Here is a 17,352-nt window from a genome sequence, read left to right as displayed (position 1 = left end):
TAAATTGTTTCTCGCGAAGCCCTCTGGGGCCCCGGCCCATGGCCCGCCGCAATGAAAAACGCCCGCGGCTTGGCCACGGACGTTCCAGTCATTCGGTCCTGCCTCGGATCAGCGGCGCAGACCCAGCTTGGAGATCAGGCTGGTGTAGCGCGCTTCGTCCTTGCGCTTCAGGTAGTCGAGCAGCTTGCGGCGCTGCGCGACCATCATCAGCAGACCACGACGCGAGTGGTTGTCTTTCTTGTGCGTCTTGAAATGCTCGGTCAGCGTCGCGATACGCGACGACAGGATGGCAACCTGGACCTCGGGCGAGCCGGTGTCGCCTTTCGCGGTCGCGAATTCAGCCATCACGCGGTTCTTTTCTTCAACAGTGATCGACATCGGGGTCTCCTTTCAGGATCAAAGAGTTATGGCACAGCCCGGGATGTCGTCCAGCGCTGGCCCGTGGAGATGTCCACCGGGATTCGGTCCGGCGGATGCGCGCGTATAGGCGAATTTGCAGGGAAAGCAAAGGATTTTCAGCGATCCTGCCCTATCCCGCGTGCGGGACGCGCGTCATCAGGATGTCGCGCAACTGAACGCCCCCTGCCCCCAAAACGCGACCGATGGCTTCGCCATCGAGCCGGATCACCGTCGCCCCGTCACGGTCGCGATCCAGCGTCAGCAGAGGCTCAGGCTCATGCGCGTCGCCATGCCAGCGAAGTTCGATGATATCTTCGCCCGGACGGTAATCGCCGATTTCCGGCATGCCACTTCCGGGTTCATCCAGCAGGAACAGGTCGCGCCCGGCCCCGCCTTCGGCAAAGTCCCCCGCCATCGGATGCAGCGTGTCCTGGCCGTCGCCGCCGTGCAGCCAGGCGCGCGCGGGATCATCATTCCCCTCCAGCAGATCATCGCCATCGCCCCCGTCCAGATCATCCTCGCCCCGACCTGCGATCAACGTGTCATTGCCGGAGTTTCCCGAAAGCCAGTCATTGCCGGCACCGCCCCGCAACAGATCGTCACCTTCGCCCCCGAACAGGGTATCGTCCCCCGCGCCACCATCCAGCGTGTCGTCGCCACCCTGTCCAGCCAGAGAATCCGCCCCGCCGCCCCCGGTCAGAAGATCGTTTCCGCCGGGGCCATAATCGCTGTCGCCATAAATCCAGTCGGTCCCCTCGCCGCCGCGAAGCGTATCATCCCCCTGCCCGCCATGCAGATCGTCGTTTCCGCCAAGCCCGTCCAACAGGTCGTCTCCGTCGCCGCCGGACAGCCAGTCCGATCCTTCGGACCCGATGATCTCACTGCCCGGCTCGTCCCCCTCATCTCCATCGGGCGGGGTTTCGGGGGCTGGCATGGGCGACGGACCGGTCGCGTCGACCGCCATCCCCATGAACAGAAGCCCGATCAGGCTGCCCAGCAGCAACATGCGCGACACCATGCAGAATCGTGAACCTGTCCTGAAGACTAGGTCCGGGCGCTGCGCGGCACACGTGCTTTGATGGAAAAGGGTTAACGGTGGCCTGCGGCTTCAGCGATAGTCGCGCGCGCCAAAGATGGCGCTGCCGACCCGCACATGGGTCGCGCCCGCAGCGATCGCGCTTTCAAAATCGGCGCTCATTCCCATCGACAGGCCGGACAGGCCATTTCGCGCTGCGATCTCACGAAGCTGGCCAAAATGGGGGACAGGGTCCTGATCGTCGGGCGGAATGCACATCAGCCCGGCCAGAGGCAGATCCAGACCCCGGCATTCGGCCACGAAAGCATCGGCATCTTGCGGCAGGATCCCGGCCTTTTGCGGCTCGGCCCCTGTATTCACCTGTACGAAAAGCTGGGGACAGCTGCCGCGCGCCTGCACCTGCCGCGCCAGCTTCTGTGCAAGCGAGGGGCGGTCAACGGTGTGGATCGCGTCGAAAAGGTCCAGCGCCAGCTTCAGCTTGTTGGTTTGCAGCGGCCCGATCATGTGGACTTCGACATCCGGATAGCGATGGCGCCAATCGGGCCATTTTCCCGCCGCCTCCTGGACATAATTCTCACCGAAGACGCGCTGGCCGGCATCCAGCACCGCCTCGACCCTGTCGGCAGGCTGCACCTTGCTGACCGCGATCAATTGGACCGAACCGGTCGGGCGGCCCGCGGCTGCTTCTGCCGCGGCAATGCGGCGCTTGATGTCAATCAATCCCATGCCGCGAGATTCCCAAAAGAAAAGAGCGGGCACAAGGCCCGCTCTTCGTCAAATCGCTGTCCCGAGGGATCAGAATTTGAATTTCACACCGAGGTCGGCAACGGTGTCGTCGAGGTAATCGGTGTCGACGATACCACCGGCCAGGACAGCGCCGCCGCCCAGGTCGTATTCAGCACCGATACCGAACGAGTCGAACGAGTCGTCGTCGAAGCCATCGGCAACGCCTTTGGTTTCGTCACGGCGCCAGAAGCCTTCCAGCAGGATGGCGTCCATCTGGTAAGCAGCGCTCAGACCGTAGGTCTTGTCGAATTCGACAGCGGTGTCGCCAGTGACGTCGTCGAAGACGATGCCGCGATCGCTGTAGTCAGCGTAGATACCTTTGACCGAGAAGTTGTTGAAGTTGCCTTCAGCACCCAGGGTGATCTCGCTCGCGTCGTCGTGCTCGGCATAGCCCAGAGCGACCCAGAAGTTTTCGGCTTCGTATTTACCGGCAACGTTCCATGCGGTCGAAGCGGTGTCGACTTGGTTGCCCTCATCGTCGATGCCGAAACCCACGCCGGTCACTGCCGGACCCGAGGTGTTCGAGCCGTCCGAAGCCGAAGCGAAGAACGAGAAGTTCTCGAAGGTGTATTCGTACAGGATGTTCGGACCTTGGTCGGTGTTTGCACCGTCGCCGGTCAGGTACGAAATTTCTTCGACGTCACCAGCGAAGGTACCGTCGGTGTAGCCGACTTCGTACAGGTCGCCAATTGCGTTTTCCGAAGCCGAAACGGTGTCACCCATCGACAGCTTGCCGTAGGTGCCCGAAATCCAGACAGCGCCGGCGGTGCCGCGAGCGGCCGAACGCAGCGAGTCCGGGTAGTCGCTGTAGTTTTCTTGGTCGACGCGGAACTCACCACCGAACGACAGGCCGGCATCCGATTCACCGGTCAGGTTGAAGCGAACGCGGGCGCGGCTCGAGAACTGAGCGTCATTGCCGTCATAGATCACACCCATGCGGCCGTCGCCGGAAACAGCGACTTCGGCCGAGGCGAAGCCAGCCGAAAGCACCAGGGCGCTGGTGGCGAAAAGAACCTTTTTCATGGTTTTCCCTCTTGTCTCTCTCGTGTGCCCCAACCGGCAGGCCGGCATGAGGTATGGTTCGCTGTGTCGCCTGTTCCCCTAATCATTGCAACGGAATCAAATCTGGGCTTCCCCTTTAGCAAGGACGGTGATGCACAAGGGCCACACCCGCCGCCGACCCACCCCGGAATCGCCCCGGAACGCATCGTATCTCACCTGTTTATGGAGGTTTTTGCCAACGTTTCTTGTGGGATGCGCGACCTGGGATCCATGGGGCCGCAAACGAACGGACCGCATTCCGAACGGTCGGGACCGCCCCGTTCAATGCGCCATATGCGGCCATCGCGGGGACCGTGCCGGCCCTTGGGGCGACGCGGCGGGGTTCGCCGCCGCCCGCAACCCGCTCTCTTGTCGCTTGGCATCAATTTGCGCTATGGCTCGGCCAGGACGATCCGGGGGATGACAGATGACCAGACGCGCCGCACGGCTGACCGCCGCCCTGTTTCTTTGCGGGGCGCTTGCCGCCTGCTCAGGTTCGGGCTCGGGCCAGAACACCGGACGACCGGACGAAGTCTCGCCCGAGGGCGCCTCGCTTTGGGATCTGTTCGGCAACCGCCGCAGCTCGAACGACACGGTCGCGGTGAACCGCTACCTTTGGAATGCCAGCCTCGAGGTCCTCAACTTCCTGCCGATCCAGACCATTGACCCGTTCACCGGGGTCATCGTCACCGGCTATGGCACTCCGCCCGGCGGCGGCCGTTCCTATCGCGCGACCGTCAAGGTTTCGGACCCGTCCCTTGATGCGCGCGCGCTGAAGGTGTCGCTGCAGGGACCGGGCGGCAGCGCAGTCGCGCCCGACACCGTCCGCGCGGTCGAGGATGCGATCCTGACCCGCGCCCGCCAGATGCGCGTTCGCGACGGCAAGCTCTGACCCCGCTGGACCTGCGGCGAAGCAGCATATAATACCCTGCGGGCAATCTGACGCCCGGAGGTTCCCATGCCCTATGATCCCGCAATCAGCGAGCCGCGCTGGCAAGAGGCGTGGGATAGCGCGGCGACGTTCCGCGCGATCCGGGACGAACGGCCCAAATATTACGTCCTCGAGATGTTCCCCTATCCCTCGGGGCGCATCCACATGGGGCATGTGCGCAACTACACGATGGGCGACGTCGTGGCGCGGTTCAAACGCGCGCAGGGTTTTTCGGTCCTGCATCCGATGGGCTGGGATGCTTTCGGGATGCCGGCGGAAAACGCCGCGATGGAGCAGGGCGGCCATCCCCGCACCTGGACCTACGCCAATATCGCAACCATGCGCGAGCAGTTGAAGCCGCTGGGCCTGTCCATCGACTGGAGCCGCGAATTCGCGACCTGCGACGACGAATATGTCGCCCAGCAGCAGGCGCTGTTCCTGGATTTCCTTGATTCCGGGCTGATCTATCGCAAGTCGGCGATGGTGAACTGGGATCCGGTCGACATGACCGTGCTGGCCAATGAACAGGTCGAAGACGGGCGCGGCTGGCGCTCGGGCGCGCTGGTCGAACGGCGCGAGCTGACGCAATGGTTCTTCCGCATCTCGGATTACTCCGAGGAGCTGCTGTCCGCTTTGGACAACCTGAACGGCTGGCCCGAAAAGGTCCGGCTGATGCAGCAGAACTGGATCGGCAAGTCGCGTGGCCTGCAATTCAGCTTCAAGACGGTGAACGCGCCGCAAGGCTTTGACGCGGTCGAGGTCTATACGACCCGGCCCGACACGCTGATGGGTGCAAGCTTTGCTGCCCTGTCGCCCGATCACCCCCTGATCAAGGCGCTGGCCGAGACCCGGCCCGAGATCGCCGATTTCTGCGCCGAATGCCGCCGCATCGGCACCACCGAGGAAGCTATCGAGACCGCGCCCAAGCTGGGCTTCGACACCGGCCTGACCGTGCGCCATCCGCTTGATCCGACTTGGGAATTGCCGATCTGGATCGCGAACTTCGTGCTGATGGATTACGGCACCGGCGCGATCTTCGGCTCGCCCGCCCATGACGAACGCGACCACGAATTCGCGCAGAAATACGGCCTGCCGATCCGCGCGACCTTTGGCGAGCGCGGCATGTCGCTGGAACAGGCCGACGCGTTGGTCGCGGCCTCCCCCTATGTGCCGCTGAAATCCGAAGTCGTGACCTATGTGCGCGGCTTCTCGGGCGAAACCGACCAGACGGGCGAAGCGGCGGTCAACGCCGCCATCGCCCATGCCGAGACCGCGGGCTATGGCGCAGGCGTGACCAAGTTCCGCCTGCGCGACTGGGGTATTTCGCGCCAGCGTTACTGGGGTTGCCCGATTCCGGTCGTCCATTGCCCGGATTGCGGCACCGTCCCCGAGAAAAAGGAAAACCTGCCGGTGCTGCTGCCGCAGGACGTGACCTTCGACGTGCCCGGCAACCCGCTGGACCGCCACCCGACCTGGCGCAACGTCGCCTGCCCGGTCTGCGGCAAGGCCGCCCGGCGCGAGACCGACACGATGGACACGTTTGTCGATTCGTCCTGGTATTACGCCCGCTTCACCGCCCCGCGCGCGACCACGCCGACCGACCGCGCCGACGCCGATTACTGGATGAATGTCGACCAGTATATCGGCGGGATCGAACACGCGATCCTGCACCTGCTTTATTCGCGGTTCTTCGCCCGCGCGATGGTCAAGACCGGCCACCTGCCCGAGACCGCGAAAGAACCCTTCGACGCGCTGTTCACGCAGGGCATGGTCACCCACGAGATCTACATGACCCGCGACGAACGCGGTCGTCCGGTCTATCACCTGCCCGAATCCATCACGGACGGCAAACTGGCGGATGGCAGCCCGGTCGAGGTCATCCCCTCGGCCAAGATGTCGAAATCCAAGAAGAACGTCGTCGACCCGGTGAACATCGTCGCCAATTTCGGCGCCGATACCGCACGTTGGTTCATGCTGTCCGACAGCCCGCCCGAGCGTGACGTCGAATGGACCGCCGCCGGGGCCGAGGCCGCGAACAAGTTCCTGGCGCGCGTCTGGCGCTTGTCCGACGAAATTCCGGAGGGCGAGGGCGATCAGGATCTGCTGCGCGCCGCGCATCGCGCCATTGCCGACGTGACCAAGGCGATCGAGGGCTTTGCCTTCAACAAGGCCGTCGCCAAGCTCTATGAACTGGCGAATGCCATTGGCAAGTCACCCGCTGGCGGCGAATCCCGACGCGAGGCGCTGCGGATCCTGGCCCAGCTTCTGGCGCCGATGGTCCCGCACCTTGCCGAAGAGCTCTGGTCGAAAGCCGGCGGGCAGGGCATGGTGGTCGACGCCGCCTGGCCCAAGGCGGACCCGGCCTTGCTGGTCTCGGACAGCGTGGTGCTGCCCATCCAGATCAACGGAAAGCGTCGGGCCGAGATCGAGGTGCCGAAAGACATGCCGAAGGAAGAGATCGAGGCCATTGTTCTGGCCGACGAAACCGTCCAGCGCTTCATGGAAGGCGCGGCGCCGAAAAAGCTGATCGTCGTGCCCGGACGCATCGTCAATGTCGTGGTCTAGGCGCGCGCTGCTTATCGCGCCGCTGATCGCGGCGGCCTGCGGCTTCTCTCCGGTCTATGGGCCGGGGGGAACGGGGGGCAAGCTGTTCGGGAAGGTTCGCACGGCCGATCCGAAATCGCCCGACGATTTCGCCTTTGCCGGCCGCATCGCCGAGCGGATGGGGGCCGAAACCTCGGCCACCTACCAGCTTGACTGGGAAATGCGCATCGCTGTGGTGCCCCAGGCGATCACGCCGGAGGAGGTCACGACACGTTACGCCCTGAACGGCAGCGTCATCTTTACCCTGACCGAGGCGGCCACCGGACGTCCCGTGACGCGGGGGCAGGTCAGCAGCTTTACCTCGTATTCGACGACCGGCACCACCATCGCGACAATGGCGGCGGAACAGGACGCGCATAAACGCCTGGCCCGGTTGCTGGCCGACATGGTGGTGACACGGCTGATGGCCGTCGATCCTGCGACGATTCCATGATCCTGAAGGGCGCCGAGATCGCCCGCTATCTTGCGCGCCCAGATCCCACGCGCCCGGCTCTGCTGATCTATGGTCAGGATGCGATGCGCGTCGCGTTGAAGCGCGCAGAGGCGGTCAAGGCGCTGGTCGGCGACAACGCAGATGAGGAAATGCGCCTGACCCGATTGCCCGGCGGCGACCTGCGCAAGGATCCGGCGGCGCTGATGGATGCGGTCAAGGCGGTGGGATTCTTTCCCGGCCAGCGTCTGGTGCTGGTCGATGACACGCCCGATGCAGCCGCCCCGGCCATCGCGGCGGCAATCGCCGATTGGCGCGGCGGGGACGCGGTCATTGTCGTGGCCGCGGGCGGGCTGTCCAAGTCCTCGGCCCTGCGCAAGCTGTTCGAACCCCATCCCGCCGCTGTCACCGCCCCGATCTATGACGATCCACCCGGCGAGGAAGAGATCACCCGTTGGCTGGCCGAAGCGGGCCTGCGCGAAGTGCCGCGCGATGCCATGCGCGACCTTGCGCTGCTCAGTCGCGCGCTCGATCCCGGCGATTTCCGCCAGACCGTGGAAAAAATCGGCCTTTACAAGCATGGCGACCCGACGCCGCTGACCCCGGCCGAGATCGCCGATCTTGCCCCCGCGACGATCGAGGCCGAGGTGGACGAGCTGATCGATTCCGTGGCCGAGGGACGCGCTCGTGAATTTGCTCTGCTGATGCGGCGGATCGAGGCGCAGGGAATCCTGCCCGTCACGCTTTGCATCGCCGCGTTGCGCCATTTCCGGGCCCTTCATGCCGCCTCGTCCGATCCCGGTGGGCCGGGGGCCGGTCTGGCGCGCCTGCGCCCGCCCGTCTTTGGCCCTCGGCGCGACCGGATGCTGCGGCAGGCGCAGGTATGGGGAATGCGCGCGCTGGAGGATGCCATTCACCAGCTGATCGACACCGACCTTTCCCTGCGCTCGGCATCCCGCGCGCCAGCCCTTGCGGTGATGGAGCGGATGCTGCTGCGGCTTTGCATGATGCCGCGGGGCGGGCGGTGAACGCTGCCACGCAGGTCGATGCGCTGATCGTCGGTGCCGGCCCCGCGGGACTGATGGCGGCCGAGGTGCTGGCCGGGCAGGGCGCACGCGTTCTGGTGGCCGAGGCCATGCCGACCCCGGCCCGAAAATTCCTGATGGCGGGCAAGTCGGGCCTGAACCTGACCAAGAACGAGGGGCAGGACGCCTTCATCCGGCGCCTGCACGGTCCGATGCTGCAAGGTGCCGGGCAGGTCGCAGGCCACGCCCTTGGCATCGACGAGTTCGGACCGGCCGAGGCGATCCGCTGGGCCGAGGGGCTGGGGATCGAGATGTTCACCGGTTCGACCGGCCGCGTCTTTCCGGTCGGGATGAAGGCCTCGCCCCTGCTGCGGGCCTGGCTTTCGCGATTGCGGGGGCAGGGGGTCGATCTTCGCACCCGCTGGCGCTGGACCGGGTTCGAAGGGCAGGCTTGGCGCTTCGACACCCCGGACGGCGCTGTCCTGCTGGACCCCAATGTCGCAGTCCTTGGCCTTGGCGGCGCAAGCTGGCCACGGCTGGGGTCGGATGCCGCATGGATCCCGTGGCTGGCCGGGCAGGGCGTTCGGATCGCGCCGTTCCGCCCCGCGAACATGGGATTCCACGTTCACTGGTCCGCCGCGATGACCCGGCATTTCGGACAGGCGGTCAAGGGCACCGCGATCAGCGCGGGCGCACTGGTCAGCCGCGGCGAATGGGTGGTGACTGCCCAGGGCGTCGAGGGTGGCGGTATCTACGAAATCGCGCAGGCCCTGCGGGACGGCCAAGACGGATGGATCGACCTTGCCCCCGACCTGCCGCTGGCCGAGCTTGCGCGTCGCTTCTATCGCGCGCCAGCGCGTCTTTCCGTCGGGAACAGGATCCGGCGGGTGCTGGGCGACCCCATGCGTGCGGCGCTGCTGATGGAATGGGGGCAGCCCCTGCCCGCGGATCCCGACGGGTTGGCCGCAGCCGCGAAATCCCTGCCGCTTCGCCACGACGGGGCGGCAGGGCTTGATCGCGCCATATCGTCGGCCGGGGGAATCATGGCCGAAGCCCTGGGCGAGCGGCTGGAGCTGTCGGTCCTGCCGGGCGTCTTCGCCGCGGGCGAGATGCTGGACTGGGAAGCCCCGACCGGGGGCTATCTGCTGACCGCCTGCCTGGCCTCGGGACGGCTGGCGGGGACCGGCGCGGCGATGAAACTTGGTCTGAGGCCCCACTAGACCCCAGACGGACCATTGACCTTGTCGAAACTCCCGCGCAGGAATCGACTGCCATACCAAGGATGATGCCGATGACGAACGCCTCCCGCGCCTCTTTGTTCACGCCGGTCCTGATCGGCGGCTCGCTCATCCTGTTGATCAACTTTGCCCTACGGGCCAGTTTCGGGGTCTTCCAGATCCCGATCGCCAGCGAATTCGGCTGGCCACGGGCCGAGTTCAGCCTAGCGATCGCGATCCAGAACCTGGCTTGGGGCATTGGCCAGCCGATCTTCGGCGCACTTGGCGAACGCTGGGGTGATCGCTGGTCGATCATCATCGGGGCGTTCCTGTATTCCGCCGGGCTGATCCTGACCGCCCATGCCACCGACCCCGCGACGATGCAGCTGCTGGAGGTGATGGTCGGCTTTGGCATCGCCGGAACCGGGTTTGGCGTCATCCTTGCGATCATCGGCCGCGCTTCCAGCGACGAAAATCGCAGCCTTGCGCTTGGTATCGCCACGGCGGCAGGGTCTGCCGGACAGGTCTTCGGCGCGCCGTTGGCCGAGGCGCTACTGGGCTTCTATTCCTGGCAGTCGGTCTTCATCATCTTTGGCGTCCTGGTGCTGGCCTGCCTGTTCTTCCTGCCGCTTCTGGGCGACGGCAAGCCCGCCCCACGATCCGAGCTTGAGGAAAGCATGGGCAGCGTCCTGAAGCGCGCCTTTACCGACCCCTCGTATCTGATGATCTTCGCGGGCTTCTTTTCCTGCGGGTATCAACTGGCCTTCATCACCGCCCATTTCCCCGCCATGATTACCGAGATGTGCGGGCCGATCAGTCCGACCGGAACCCTGGCAAGCCTAGGCATCACCACGACCTCGGCGCTCGGGGCTGCGGCGATTTCGCTGATCGGGCTGGCCAATATCGCGGGGGCGATCTTCGCGGGGTGGCTCGGCAAGCGCTACAGCAAGAAATACCTGCTGGCGGGCGTCTATACCCTGCGGACGATTGCGGCGGCGACTTTCATTCTGATGCCGATCACGCCGACGAGCGTCGTCATCTTTTCGGTCGTGATGGGGGCGCTGTGGCTGGCGACGGTGCCGCTTACCTCGGGTCTTGTCGCCTATATCTATGGGCTGCGCTACATGGGGACGCTTTACGGCTTCGTGTTCCTCAGCCACCAGCTCGGCTCGTTCCTGGGGGTCTGGCTGGGCGGCAAGATGTATGATGCCTATGGCGACTACACTATGGTCTGGTGGATCGGCGTCGGTGTCGGCGCCTTCAGCGCCCTGATCCATCTGCCCGTGCGCGAGGCGCCCGCCCGCCTTGCCGCCGCGTGATCGCCACGGCTTGAACTTGGCAGGCCGCTGACGCAGCTTGCCGGCCGCAACCGAGGGACCAGAAAATGCGCTGGATCATGTCGCCGGGACTTCTGTCCCTTGTGCTGGGCTATACGCTCAGCCAGTTCTACCGCGCATTCCTGGCGGTGCTTGCACCGACGCTTCATGCCGAGCTGGGCGCGGGCCCGGCAGACCTGGCCCTGTCTTCAGGGCTTTGGTATATCGCCTTTGCCGCGATGCAGGTGCCGGTCGGCTGGGCGCTGGACCGTTTTGGCCCGCGCGAGACCGTCGCCGTCCTGCTGGGTCTCGGCGGAGCGGGCGGCGCGCTGGTCTTCTCATTGGCGACCGCCCCTTGGCATGTCCATCTGGCGATGGCGCTGCTTGGTGTCGGCTGCGCCCCGGTGATGATGGGCAGTTTCTTCATCTTTGCCCGGACCCTGCCCCCGGCATCACTGAGCGCGGCGAATGGCGCGGTCGTGGGACTTGGATCGCTGGGCAACATGCTGGGTGCGGCTCCGCTGGTCTGGGTCAGCAACCAGCTCGGCTGGCGCGAGACGCTGCTGGCGCTGATGCTGGTTACCCTGGCCGTCGCGCTGACCGTCTTCACCTGCGTCAGGAACCCCGACCGTCCCGCGGGCAAACTGCCTCCGGCACGGCTGCGCGACCTGCTGAAAGTGCGCGAGTTGTGGTTCATCCTGCCGCTTCTGGGTGTCACCTATGCTGCATCCGCATGCATCCGAGGGCTTTGGGCCGGGCCGTATCTGGCCGAGGTCTTCGGCGCCAGCGACTATGCGATCGGCTGGGTCACGCTGGGCATGGGGGTCGCGATGGTCACGGCGAACCTGTCGGTCGGCTGGATCGTGCGGCTGTTCGGGTCCGACAAGCGCACGTCGATCGCCAATACCGTCCTGCTGTGCATGGTGCTGACCACGCTGATGCTGGCGCCGGGCACCAGCCTTGGGCTGTCGGCGACGCTGCTGGTCATGGTCTGCATCTCGGACAGTTCCTATTCGCTGATCATGTCGCACGGGCGCGCCTTCCTGCCCCATCACCTGGTCGGGCGCGGCATCACCTTTCTCAACATGATCTCGATCGCCGGGGTCGGGGTGATGCAGTTCCTGTCGCGGCCGGTCTATCTGGCCACCTCGACCCGGCATGAGCCCCCGGCGGCTTACGGTTACATTTTCATGTTCTTCCTGATACCTCTGGCGATCGGATTGGTTTTCTATCTGTTCAGTCCCGAGGATCGCCATGCACGAAATTGACGTCGTCGCGCCCAACCTGAAACGTCGCCTGTCGGGCGTCACGGCCACGGTCGTGCGGCTGATCCCGATCCAGTCGAAGATGATCGGCATCGTCACCACCGGCCCCGGCCTACCGCCCGAACTGCCGCATATCCCGCTGACGCGCGCGGCGGCGCTGCCGCGCAACCGCTGGCGCGTCTGGCACGCGCGCCGGAACACCGAAATGGCATTGGGCCTGATCCTGCGCCGGTTGCTGGGGCGCCGCTATCGGCTGCTTTTCACGTCGGCGGCGCAGCGCGCCCATACCGGCTTCACCCGCTGGCTGATCCGCCAGCAGGACGCCCTGATCGCGACTTCGCCCCAGGCCGCCAGCTATCTTGAGCGCCCGGCGACAGTGATCCTGCATGGGGTCGATTTGACCGTCTTTCACCCTTCGGACCAGCGCGAAGCCCTGCGCGCGCGCATGGGTTTTGCCCCGCAAGACATCGTGATCGGCTGTTTCGGGCGCATCCGCGCGCAAAAGGGCGTCGACCTGCTGGTCGAAGCCGCTCTGGACCTGTTCCCCTCGCGCCCGCGGGCAAAGCTGATCTTCACCGGCCGCGTCACCGCCGACAACCAGAAGTTCACCGACGAGCTTATGGCCCGGATCAGCGCGGCGGGATTGGCGGATCGGATCCGCTTCCTTGGTGAGGTTCCGTGGGAGGAGGTCGTCCAGAACTATCAGGCCATCGATCTTTTCGCCGCCCCCGCCCGATGGGAGGGATTCGGCCTGACCCCGCTTGAGGCCATGGCCTGCGGCGTTCCCGTGGTCGCACCCCGAGGCGTCGGCGCCTTCGAAACCCTGATCCGCGATGGCGAGACGGGCAGTCTGGTCGCCCGTGACGACGCCCGTTCGCTTGCCGATGCGCTGGCCCATTGGCTGGATGACGACGCGGCGCGCATCGCCGCCGGTCGCGCCGCCCGCGCCAATGTCGAAGCCAACCACTCGATCGAAGACGAGGCCCGCGCCATCGTCGCCGTCTATCGGAAGCTGCTCGGATGAACCGGCTTGGCTTCCTGCTCGCGCGGACCCTGCGGAACGAGGACGCGCTGCAGCGGCTTTCCGTGCCCCAGTCGCGCCTGCTGAGCGATCTTGCCGGCAAACGCGTGGCGCTGGTCGGAAATGCCCGCGCTCTGGCCGAAAGCCGCAATGGCGAACGCATCGATGCCGCCGATCTGGTCATCCGCATCAACCGCGCGCCGATGACCAGCCCCGAAAGCCACGGCCGCCGGACGGATTGGCTGGCGCTGGCGATGCGTCTGCGTCAGGCAGACCGCGACCGCATCGGTCCGGCCCGCATCCTGTGGATGTCGCACAAGCGCAAGCGGCTGGATTGGGAATCGGCCAGCAGCCCCGGTTTCTACCTGCATCCGCTGGGCGACTTCGCGGCTTTGCGCGAGCGGCTGGGCGCCCCGCCGACCACGGGCGCGATGATGATCGACCTGATCGCACGCTCGCCCGCGGCGGGGCTTGAGCTTTACGGCTTTGATTTCTTTGCCTCATTATCGCTGTCAGGCAGTCGGGATGCGGGCAAAGTGCCGCATGACTTCGGCAAAGAGGCAGAATTCGTGTCAAATCTACTTAAAAATGACCAACGCATCCGGCATATCCGCTGATTAGCCCACGGAAACCGCTTCCTTTTCCCGGTTTCCTGACCTATATCTCCTCGTCCTTAGATGAGGAGACCCCCAGATGGGCTACAAGGTCGTTGTCGCCGGCGCCACGGGGAACGTGGGCCGTGAAATGCTGAACATTCTCGCCGAGCGCGAGTTCCCTGCCGATGAGGTTGTTGCTCTGGCTTCGCGCCGGAGCCTTGGCACAGAGGTCAGCTTTGGCGACAAGACTTTGAAGTGCAAGGATATCGAGGGCTTCGACTTCACCGGCTACGATATCGCGCTGTTTGCGATTGGGTCGGACGCGACCAAGATCTATGCCCCGATTGCCGCCTCGCAAGGCTGCGTGGTCATCGATAACTCGTCGCTCTATCGCTATGATCCCCAGATCCCGCTGGTCGTGCCGGAAGTGAACCCGGACGCGGTCGAGGACTACCGCAACAAGATGATCATCGCGAACCCCAACTGTTCGACTGCTCAGATGGTTGTCGCGCTGAAGCCCCTGCATGATCGCGCCCGCATCAAGCGCGTCGTAGTCTCGACCTACCAGTCCGTTTCGGGCGCGGGGAAAGACGGCATGGACGAGCTGTGGAACCAGACCAAGGGCATGTATGTCCCCGGTCAGGAAGTCGAGCCGAAGAAGTTCCAGAAGCAGATCGCCTTCAACGTGATCCCGCAGATCGACGTCTTCCTGGACAGCGGTGACACCAAGGAAGAATGGAAGATGACGGCCGAGACGAAGAAGATCGTCGACCCGTCGATCAAGGTGACCGCGACCTGTGTTCGCGTGCCGGTCTTCGTGGGTCACTCGGAATCGGTGAACATCGAGTTCGAGGATTTTCTGGACGAGGACGAGGCCCGCGACATCCTGCGCGAGGCACCGGGGATTCTTGTCATCGACAAGCGCGAACCGGGCGGCTACTCGACCCCGGTCGAATGTGTCGGCGATTTCGCGACCTTCATCAGCCGCATCCGGCAGGACGTGACGGTCGAGAACGGCCTGAACATGTGGATCGTCTCGGACAACCTGCGCAAGGGCGCGGCGCTGAACGCGGTCCAGATCGCCGAACTGCTGGGGAACCGCTGCCTGAAGAAGGGCTGAACCCGGCGCAGTGCCTGTGTGATGATGGCGCCCCTCGGGGCGCCATTTTCATTTTCCCCCGGCCTGCGGGCCAAGGACAAGACAGGCCCGCGCGACAATGTCCCGACTGAAAACGCGCGATCCATCGCCCATGCGAAGGCCGATCATCCGATTGGCGGCGCCAAAGACGATGCCAGGGAAAAAGCTGATGAGCCGCCTCAGGAAAACGGCTGTACGGATCAGGCAGCGATTGCCTGTCTAGACGCCCGGCTTCGACATCAGGCCCCGCTCCAGCGCCTGGGCGAGCAGGTCGACCGCTTCTGCCAGACGCTCGTCGACCAGATGCAGGTATTGCGTCCAGTCGGACAATTGCCTGACCTCCGAAACGCCGTCCGAAATGCCGCGCAGGCCGATCATCGGGATGCCGAAGGACTGGCACGCGCGCAGAATGGCGAAGGTCTCCATGTCCACCATCTCGGCCTCGATACCATCATAGGCCGCGCCACTGACCACGCTGCCGCCGGTCGCAAGCGAAGCTGCGGGCAGGTCCGGGATGCGATGCGGCAGCGGGACACGGACGGGCAGTTGCAGAAATGGCGTCTCGCCCTTGGCATAGCCCAGAGCCGAGGCGTCCATGTCGCGATACTCGACCGCCCCGACCTGATAGACCTGCGCCTGCGCCAGACTTGGCGATCCTGCCGAACCCAGCGACACCACCAACTCGGGCAGCCGGTCCGCATGTCGCAACGCCGCCAGCGCCCCGGTCAGCACCACCGCCGCCTCGATCGGGCCGACGCCGGTCATCAGCGGCGAGATGCGGCGGCGCAGATGCGGACCATACTCGGCATCGACGGCCATGACGAACAACACGTCATGCCCGGATATCTTGTCCATCGCCGGAGCTGTGTGCATCGCGTCTCTCGTCTGCGGGGCGTTCCAGTTGGATGGACCACAGGATCGCCCGGCATGCAATATCCCCGTCTCAGCCGGGCACCATCCGCGTGTCCGCATCCACGACCTGCCCGGATGTCTGCTGATCCTCGGTGACGGGGTGTTGAAAGCTCAGCATGACCCGCCCGCCGGACAATGGGCGCAGGCACCAGGCCAGCAGCCCCCCCGCAGGGCCGACCAACGCCCCCCGCAAGGGTCCAGCGGACGAAGGTGCGCGGACGGACTGGCATAGCGTGTTCAGGCCGGGGCTTTCGCCACAGGATGCGCTCCAGCGGGCCACCTGATCCTCGACCCCGGCCCGCGCGGCACCGCCCCAAAGCTCGACATAGCCGCGGTTCGACAGCAGCAGGTCGCCATTCGCGGCAAAGACGGCGACGGCATCGTCAAGCCCGTCCAGCACCTCAGCCCCCAGCGAGATATCGGCGCGGAACTTACGCGTCAGCGAGATTTCCGAGGTAATGTCCTCGAACAGGAATGCCAGCGCGCCATCGGGATGCGGCCGCCCCGTCACGCGATAGGTCTGCCCGCCGGGCAGGGACCATGTTTCGACATGGCGCCCCGAGGCCGAGGCGATCTCCAGCGTGTTCATCCGCTGCCGCCAACTGCGGTAATCCTTGGGTTCGGGCACCATCCGCGCCTCGCGCAGGCGGTCGAGAAAGGCGTAAAGCGTGGGCCGCGCGGTCAGGAAGCCGATGGCAAGCCCGGTCAGGTCGATCAGCGCAGGATTGAAAAGCTGCAGGTTCCGATCGCGGTCGAATATGGCCAGCCCGATCGGCAGGTCGGCAAATGTCTTGGTCAGCGTCTGCACGAATTCCCGCAGGCTGCGTTCCGCGCGGACCGCCGCATCGGCGGGCAGGGCAATCGCCACGGTCTGGTCGGCCACGTCATGAGCGTGGCAATCATACCAGCGGGATTGCCGATCGCTTTGGATCTGGACGCGCTGGGACGCACCATGCGCGGTTTGCACCGCCTCGGTTCGTGGGGGCAGCTGAATCAATTGGGGCAGCGGCCACAACGTCTGCCCCTGCGCCACCGCGTCCGCAAGCTGCAGATAGGCCGAGTTCGCCCAGGTGACCTGACCCTGTTCATCCTGCCGCCAAGCCAGCATGGGCGAACGATCCATTGTGCTGCGCAGGATCTCCAGCTCATGCTGCATGGCGGCCAGCGTCAGGGAATCGACGACGATACCCGCGTTCTCGGCCATGGGATCGGCGATCGTCAGTCGCAACAACCCGTCGCCCAGTTCCTCGGCCAGCAGGCGCAGTCCGGCAAGACCCGAATCCCGGCTGGCGATCTCGACTCGGCAAAGCCGTCCGATGTCCTTCAGCGGGTCGACTGAATCCGGCATCCGGACGGCCAGCCAGGACAGCAAGCGCTGCCAGTCTCCTTCCCCCGGAAGCACGGTCAGAAGCGCGCGGGCGGGGGCGGTGGCATCGACAAGCTGGCGATCCCTGAACAGGAACACGATCGGCTCAAGCTCTCGTTCCAGGCGCAGGCGGGGGGCCGGGGCGCGGTTGCGCCGGGCAAGGCCCGCCGCAAGCCCCCATGCCAGAACCACCGCAACCAGCGCGGCGGCGAAGGCGATCAGGAACTGTGTCAGCATGGGGCGACCTGTCCGGGGAATCACTCGATTCC

General features: G+C 65.2%; 16 protein-coding genes. 10 read left to right on the top strand and 6 right to left on the bottom strand.

Annotation, left to right across the window (positions count from 1 at the left end):
* Positions 1-108: 108 nt before the first annotated feature.
* The 4 genes from rpsO to ACO2Q4_RS16990 form a co-directional block, all read right to left on the bottom strand.
* Positions 109-378 carry a 30S ribosomal protein S15 gene (gene rpsO / locus ACO2Q4_RS17005; protein ID WP_311759892.1) on the bottom strand — a complete coding sequence of 90 codons (270 nt, stop codon included), beginning with the start codon at positions 376-378 and terminating at the stop codon, positions 109-111.
* A gap of 151 nt (positions 379-529) precedes the next feature.
* On the bottom strand, positions 530-1,405 hold the full coding sequence (locus tag ACO2Q4_RS17000) for a calcium-binding protein (RefSeq protein ID WP_423320760.1): 876 nt from the start codon (positions 1,403-1,405) through the stop codon (positions 530-532).
* Between the two features lie 102 nt (positions 1,406-1,507).
* Positions 1,508-2,161, bottom strand: coding sequence for a YggS family pyridoxal phosphate-dependent enzyme (locus tag ACO2Q4_RS16995; protein ID WP_423320757.1), 654 nt, complete (start codon positions 2,159-2,161; stop codon positions 1,508-1,510).
* Between the two features lie 69 nt (positions 2,162-2,230).
* Positions 2,231-3,244, bottom strand: a complete 1,014-nt coding sequence (locus ACO2Q4_RS16990; RefSeq protein ID WP_311759889.1) for a porin — start codon at positions 3,242-3,244, stop codon at positions 2,231-2,233.
* 445 nt (positions 3,245-3,689) lie between these two features.
* Between ACO2Q4_RS16990 and ACO2Q4_RS16985 the strand changes: the two genes are divergently transcribed.
* The 10 genes from ACO2Q4_RS16985 (at position 3,690) to ACO2Q4_RS16940 (ending at position 14,787) form a co-directional block, all read left to right on the top strand.
* A complete protein-coding gene (locus ACO2Q4_RS16985; protein WP_311759888.1) occupies positions 3,690-4,154 on the top strand; it encodes a DUF3576 domain-containing protein in 465 nt (154 codons plus the stop codon).
* A gap of 66 nt (positions 4,155-4,220) precedes the next feature.
* Positions 4,221-6,758 (top strand): leucine--tRNA ligase, encoded by a 2,538-nt coding sequence (leuS, locus tag ACO2Q4_RS16980; RefSeq protein ID WP_423320755.1) that lies wholly within the window; start codon positions 4,221-4,223, stop codon positions 6,756-6,758.
* Complete coding sequence (lptE, locus tag ACO2Q4_RS16975) at positions 6,745-7,230, top strand: LPS assembly lipoprotein LptE (protein ID WP_311759886.1); 486 nt, start codon at positions 6,745-6,747, stop codon at positions 7,228-7,230. The genes leuS and lptE overlap by 14 nt, the downstream gene beginning before the upstream one ends.
* On the top strand, positions 7,227-8,255 hold the full coding sequence (holA, locus tag ACO2Q4_RS16970; RefSeq protein ID WP_423320752.1) for a DNA polymerase III subunit delta: 1,029 nt from the start codon (positions 7,227-7,229) through the stop codon (positions 8,253-8,255). The genes lptE and holA overlap by 4 nt, the downstream gene beginning before the upstream one ends.
* A gap of 53 nt (positions 8,256-8,308) precedes the next feature.
* Entirely contained in the window at positions 8,309-9,472 is a 1,164-nt protein-coding gene (locus ACO2Q4_RS16965) for a TIGR03862 family flavoprotein (protein ID WP_423320862.1), read from the top strand.
* Between the two features lie 71 nt (positions 9,473-9,543).
* Entirely contained in the window at positions 9,544-10,788 is a 1,245-nt protein-coding gene (locus tag ACO2Q4_RS16960) for an MFS transporter (protein ID WP_311759883.1), read from the top strand.
* 65 nt (positions 10,789-10,853) lie between these two features.
* A complete protein-coding gene (locus tag ACO2Q4_RS16955; protein ID WP_423320750.1) occupies positions 10,854-12,053 on the top strand; it encodes an MFS transporter in 1,200 nt (399 codons plus the stop codon).
* Positions 12,040-13,074 carry a glycosyltransferase family 4 protein gene (locus ACO2Q4_RS16950; protein ID WP_423320748.1) on the top strand — a complete coding sequence of 345 codons (1,035 nt, stop codon included), beginning with the start codon at positions 12,040-12,042 and terminating at the stop codon, positions 13,072-13,074. The genes ACO2Q4_RS16955 and ACO2Q4_RS16950 overlap by 14 nt, the downstream gene beginning before the upstream one ends.
* Positions 13,071-13,688 (top strand): glycosyltransferase family 29 protein, encoded by a 618-nt coding sequence (locus ACO2Q4_RS16945; RefSeq protein ID WP_423320746.1) that lies wholly within the window; start codon positions 13,071-13,073, stop codon positions 13,686-13,688. Before ACO2Q4_RS16950 ends, ACO2Q4_RS16945 begins: the two co-directional genes overlap by 4 nt.
* Before the next feature lie 76 nt (positions 13,689-13,764).
* Complete coding sequence (locus ACO2Q4_RS16940) at positions 13,765-14,787, top strand: aspartate-semialdehyde dehydrogenase (protein WP_311759879.1); 1,023 nt, start codon at positions 13,765-13,767, stop codon at positions 14,785-14,787.
* 237 nt (positions 14,788-15,024) lie between these two features.
* Here ACO2Q4_RS16940 and ACO2Q4_RS16935 read toward each other — a convergent pair whose 3' ends face one another.
* Both ACO2Q4_RS16935 and ACO2Q4_RS16930 read right to left on the bottom strand, forming a co-directional pair.
* Entirely contained in the window at positions 15,025-15,678 is a 654-nt protein-coding gene (locus ACO2Q4_RS16935; protein WP_423320744.1) for a 5'-methylthioadenosine/S-adenosylhomocysteine nucleosidase, read from the bottom strand.
* A gap of 70 nt (positions 15,679-15,748) precedes the next feature.
* Positions 15,749-17,320, bottom strand: coding sequence for a PAS-domain containing protein (locus tag ACO2Q4_RS16930; RefSeq protein WP_423320742.1), 1,572 nt, complete (start codon positions 17,318-17,320; stop codon positions 15,749-15,751).
* Positions 17,321-17,352 lie beyond the last annotated feature (32 nt).

This window comes from Paracoccus sp. KR1-242, assembly GCF_049446195.1.
GTDB classification, from domain to species: Bacteria; Pseudomonadota; Alphaproteobacteria; order Rhodobacterales; family Rhodobacteraceae; genus Paracoccus; species Paracoccus broussonetiae.
Note: the sequence above shows the minus strand (reverse complement) of the source record. Positions and strands in the feature narration are given on the sequence as shown.

Bases quoted from the DNA above. Each gene is read 5' to 3' on its own strand.
- rpsO (WP_311759892.1), bottom strand. From the start codon at position 378: ATGTCGATCACTGTTGAAGAAAAGAACCGCGTGATGGCTGAATTCGCG.
- ACO2Q4_RS17000 (WP_423320760.1), bottom strand. From the start codon at position 1,405: ATGTTGCTGCTGGGCAGCCTGATCGGGCTTCTGTTCATGGGGATGGCG.
- ACO2Q4_RS16995 (WP_423320757.1), bottom strand. From the start codon at position 2,161: ATGGGATTGATTGACATCAAGCGCCGCATTGCCGCGGCAGAAGCAGCC.
- ACO2Q4_RS16990 (WP_311759889.1), bottom strand. From the start codon at position 3,244: ATGAAAAAGGTTCTTTTCGCCACCAGCGCCCTGGTGCTTTCGGCTGGC.
- ACO2Q4_RS16985 (WP_311759888.1), top strand. From the start codon at position 3,690: ATGACCAGACGCGCCGCACGGCTGACCGCCGCCCTGTTTCTTTGCGGG.
- leuS (WP_423320755.1), top strand. From the start codon at position 4,221: ATGCCCTATGATCCCGCAATCAGCGAGCCGCGCTGGCAAGAGGCGTGG.
- lptE (WP_311759886.1), top strand. From the start codon at position 6,745: ATGTCGTGGTCTAGGCGCGCGCTGCTTATCGCGCCGCTGATCGCGGCG.
- holA (WP_423320752.1), top strand. From the start codon at position 7,227: ATGATCCTGAAGGGCGCCGAGATCGCCCGCTATCTTGCGCGCCCAGAT.
- ACO2Q4_RS16965 (WP_423320862.1), top strand. From the start codon at position 8,309: ATGGCGGCCGAGGTGCTGGCCGGGCAGGGCGCACGCGTTCTGGTGGCC.
- ACO2Q4_RS16960 (WP_311759883.1), top strand. From the start codon at position 9,544: ATGACGAACGCCTCCCGCGCCTCTTTGTTCACGCCGGTCCTGATCGGC.
- ACO2Q4_RS16955 (WP_423320750.1), top strand. From the start codon at position 10,854: ATGCGCTGGATCATGTCGCCGGGACTTCTGTCCCTTGTGCTGGGCTAT.
- ACO2Q4_RS16950 (WP_423320748.1), top strand. From the start codon at position 12,040: ATGCACGAAATTGACGTCGTCGCGCCCAACCTGAAACGTCGCCTGTCG.
- ACO2Q4_RS16945 (WP_423320746.1), top strand. From the start codon at position 13,071: ATGAACCGGCTTGGCTTCCTGCTCGCGCGGACCCTGCGGAACGAGGAC.
- ACO2Q4_RS16940 (WP_311759879.1), top strand. From the start codon at position 13,765: ATGGGCTACAAGGTCGTTGTCGCCGGCGCCACGGGGAACGTGGGCCGT.
- ACO2Q4_RS16935 (WP_423320744.1), bottom strand. From the start codon at position 15,678: ATGCACACAGCTCCGGCGATGGACAAGATATCCGGGCATGACGTGTTG.
- ACO2Q4_RS16930 (WP_423320742.1), bottom strand. From the start codon at position 17,320: ATGCTGACACAGTTCCTGATCGCCTTCGCCGCCGCGCTGGTTGCGGTG.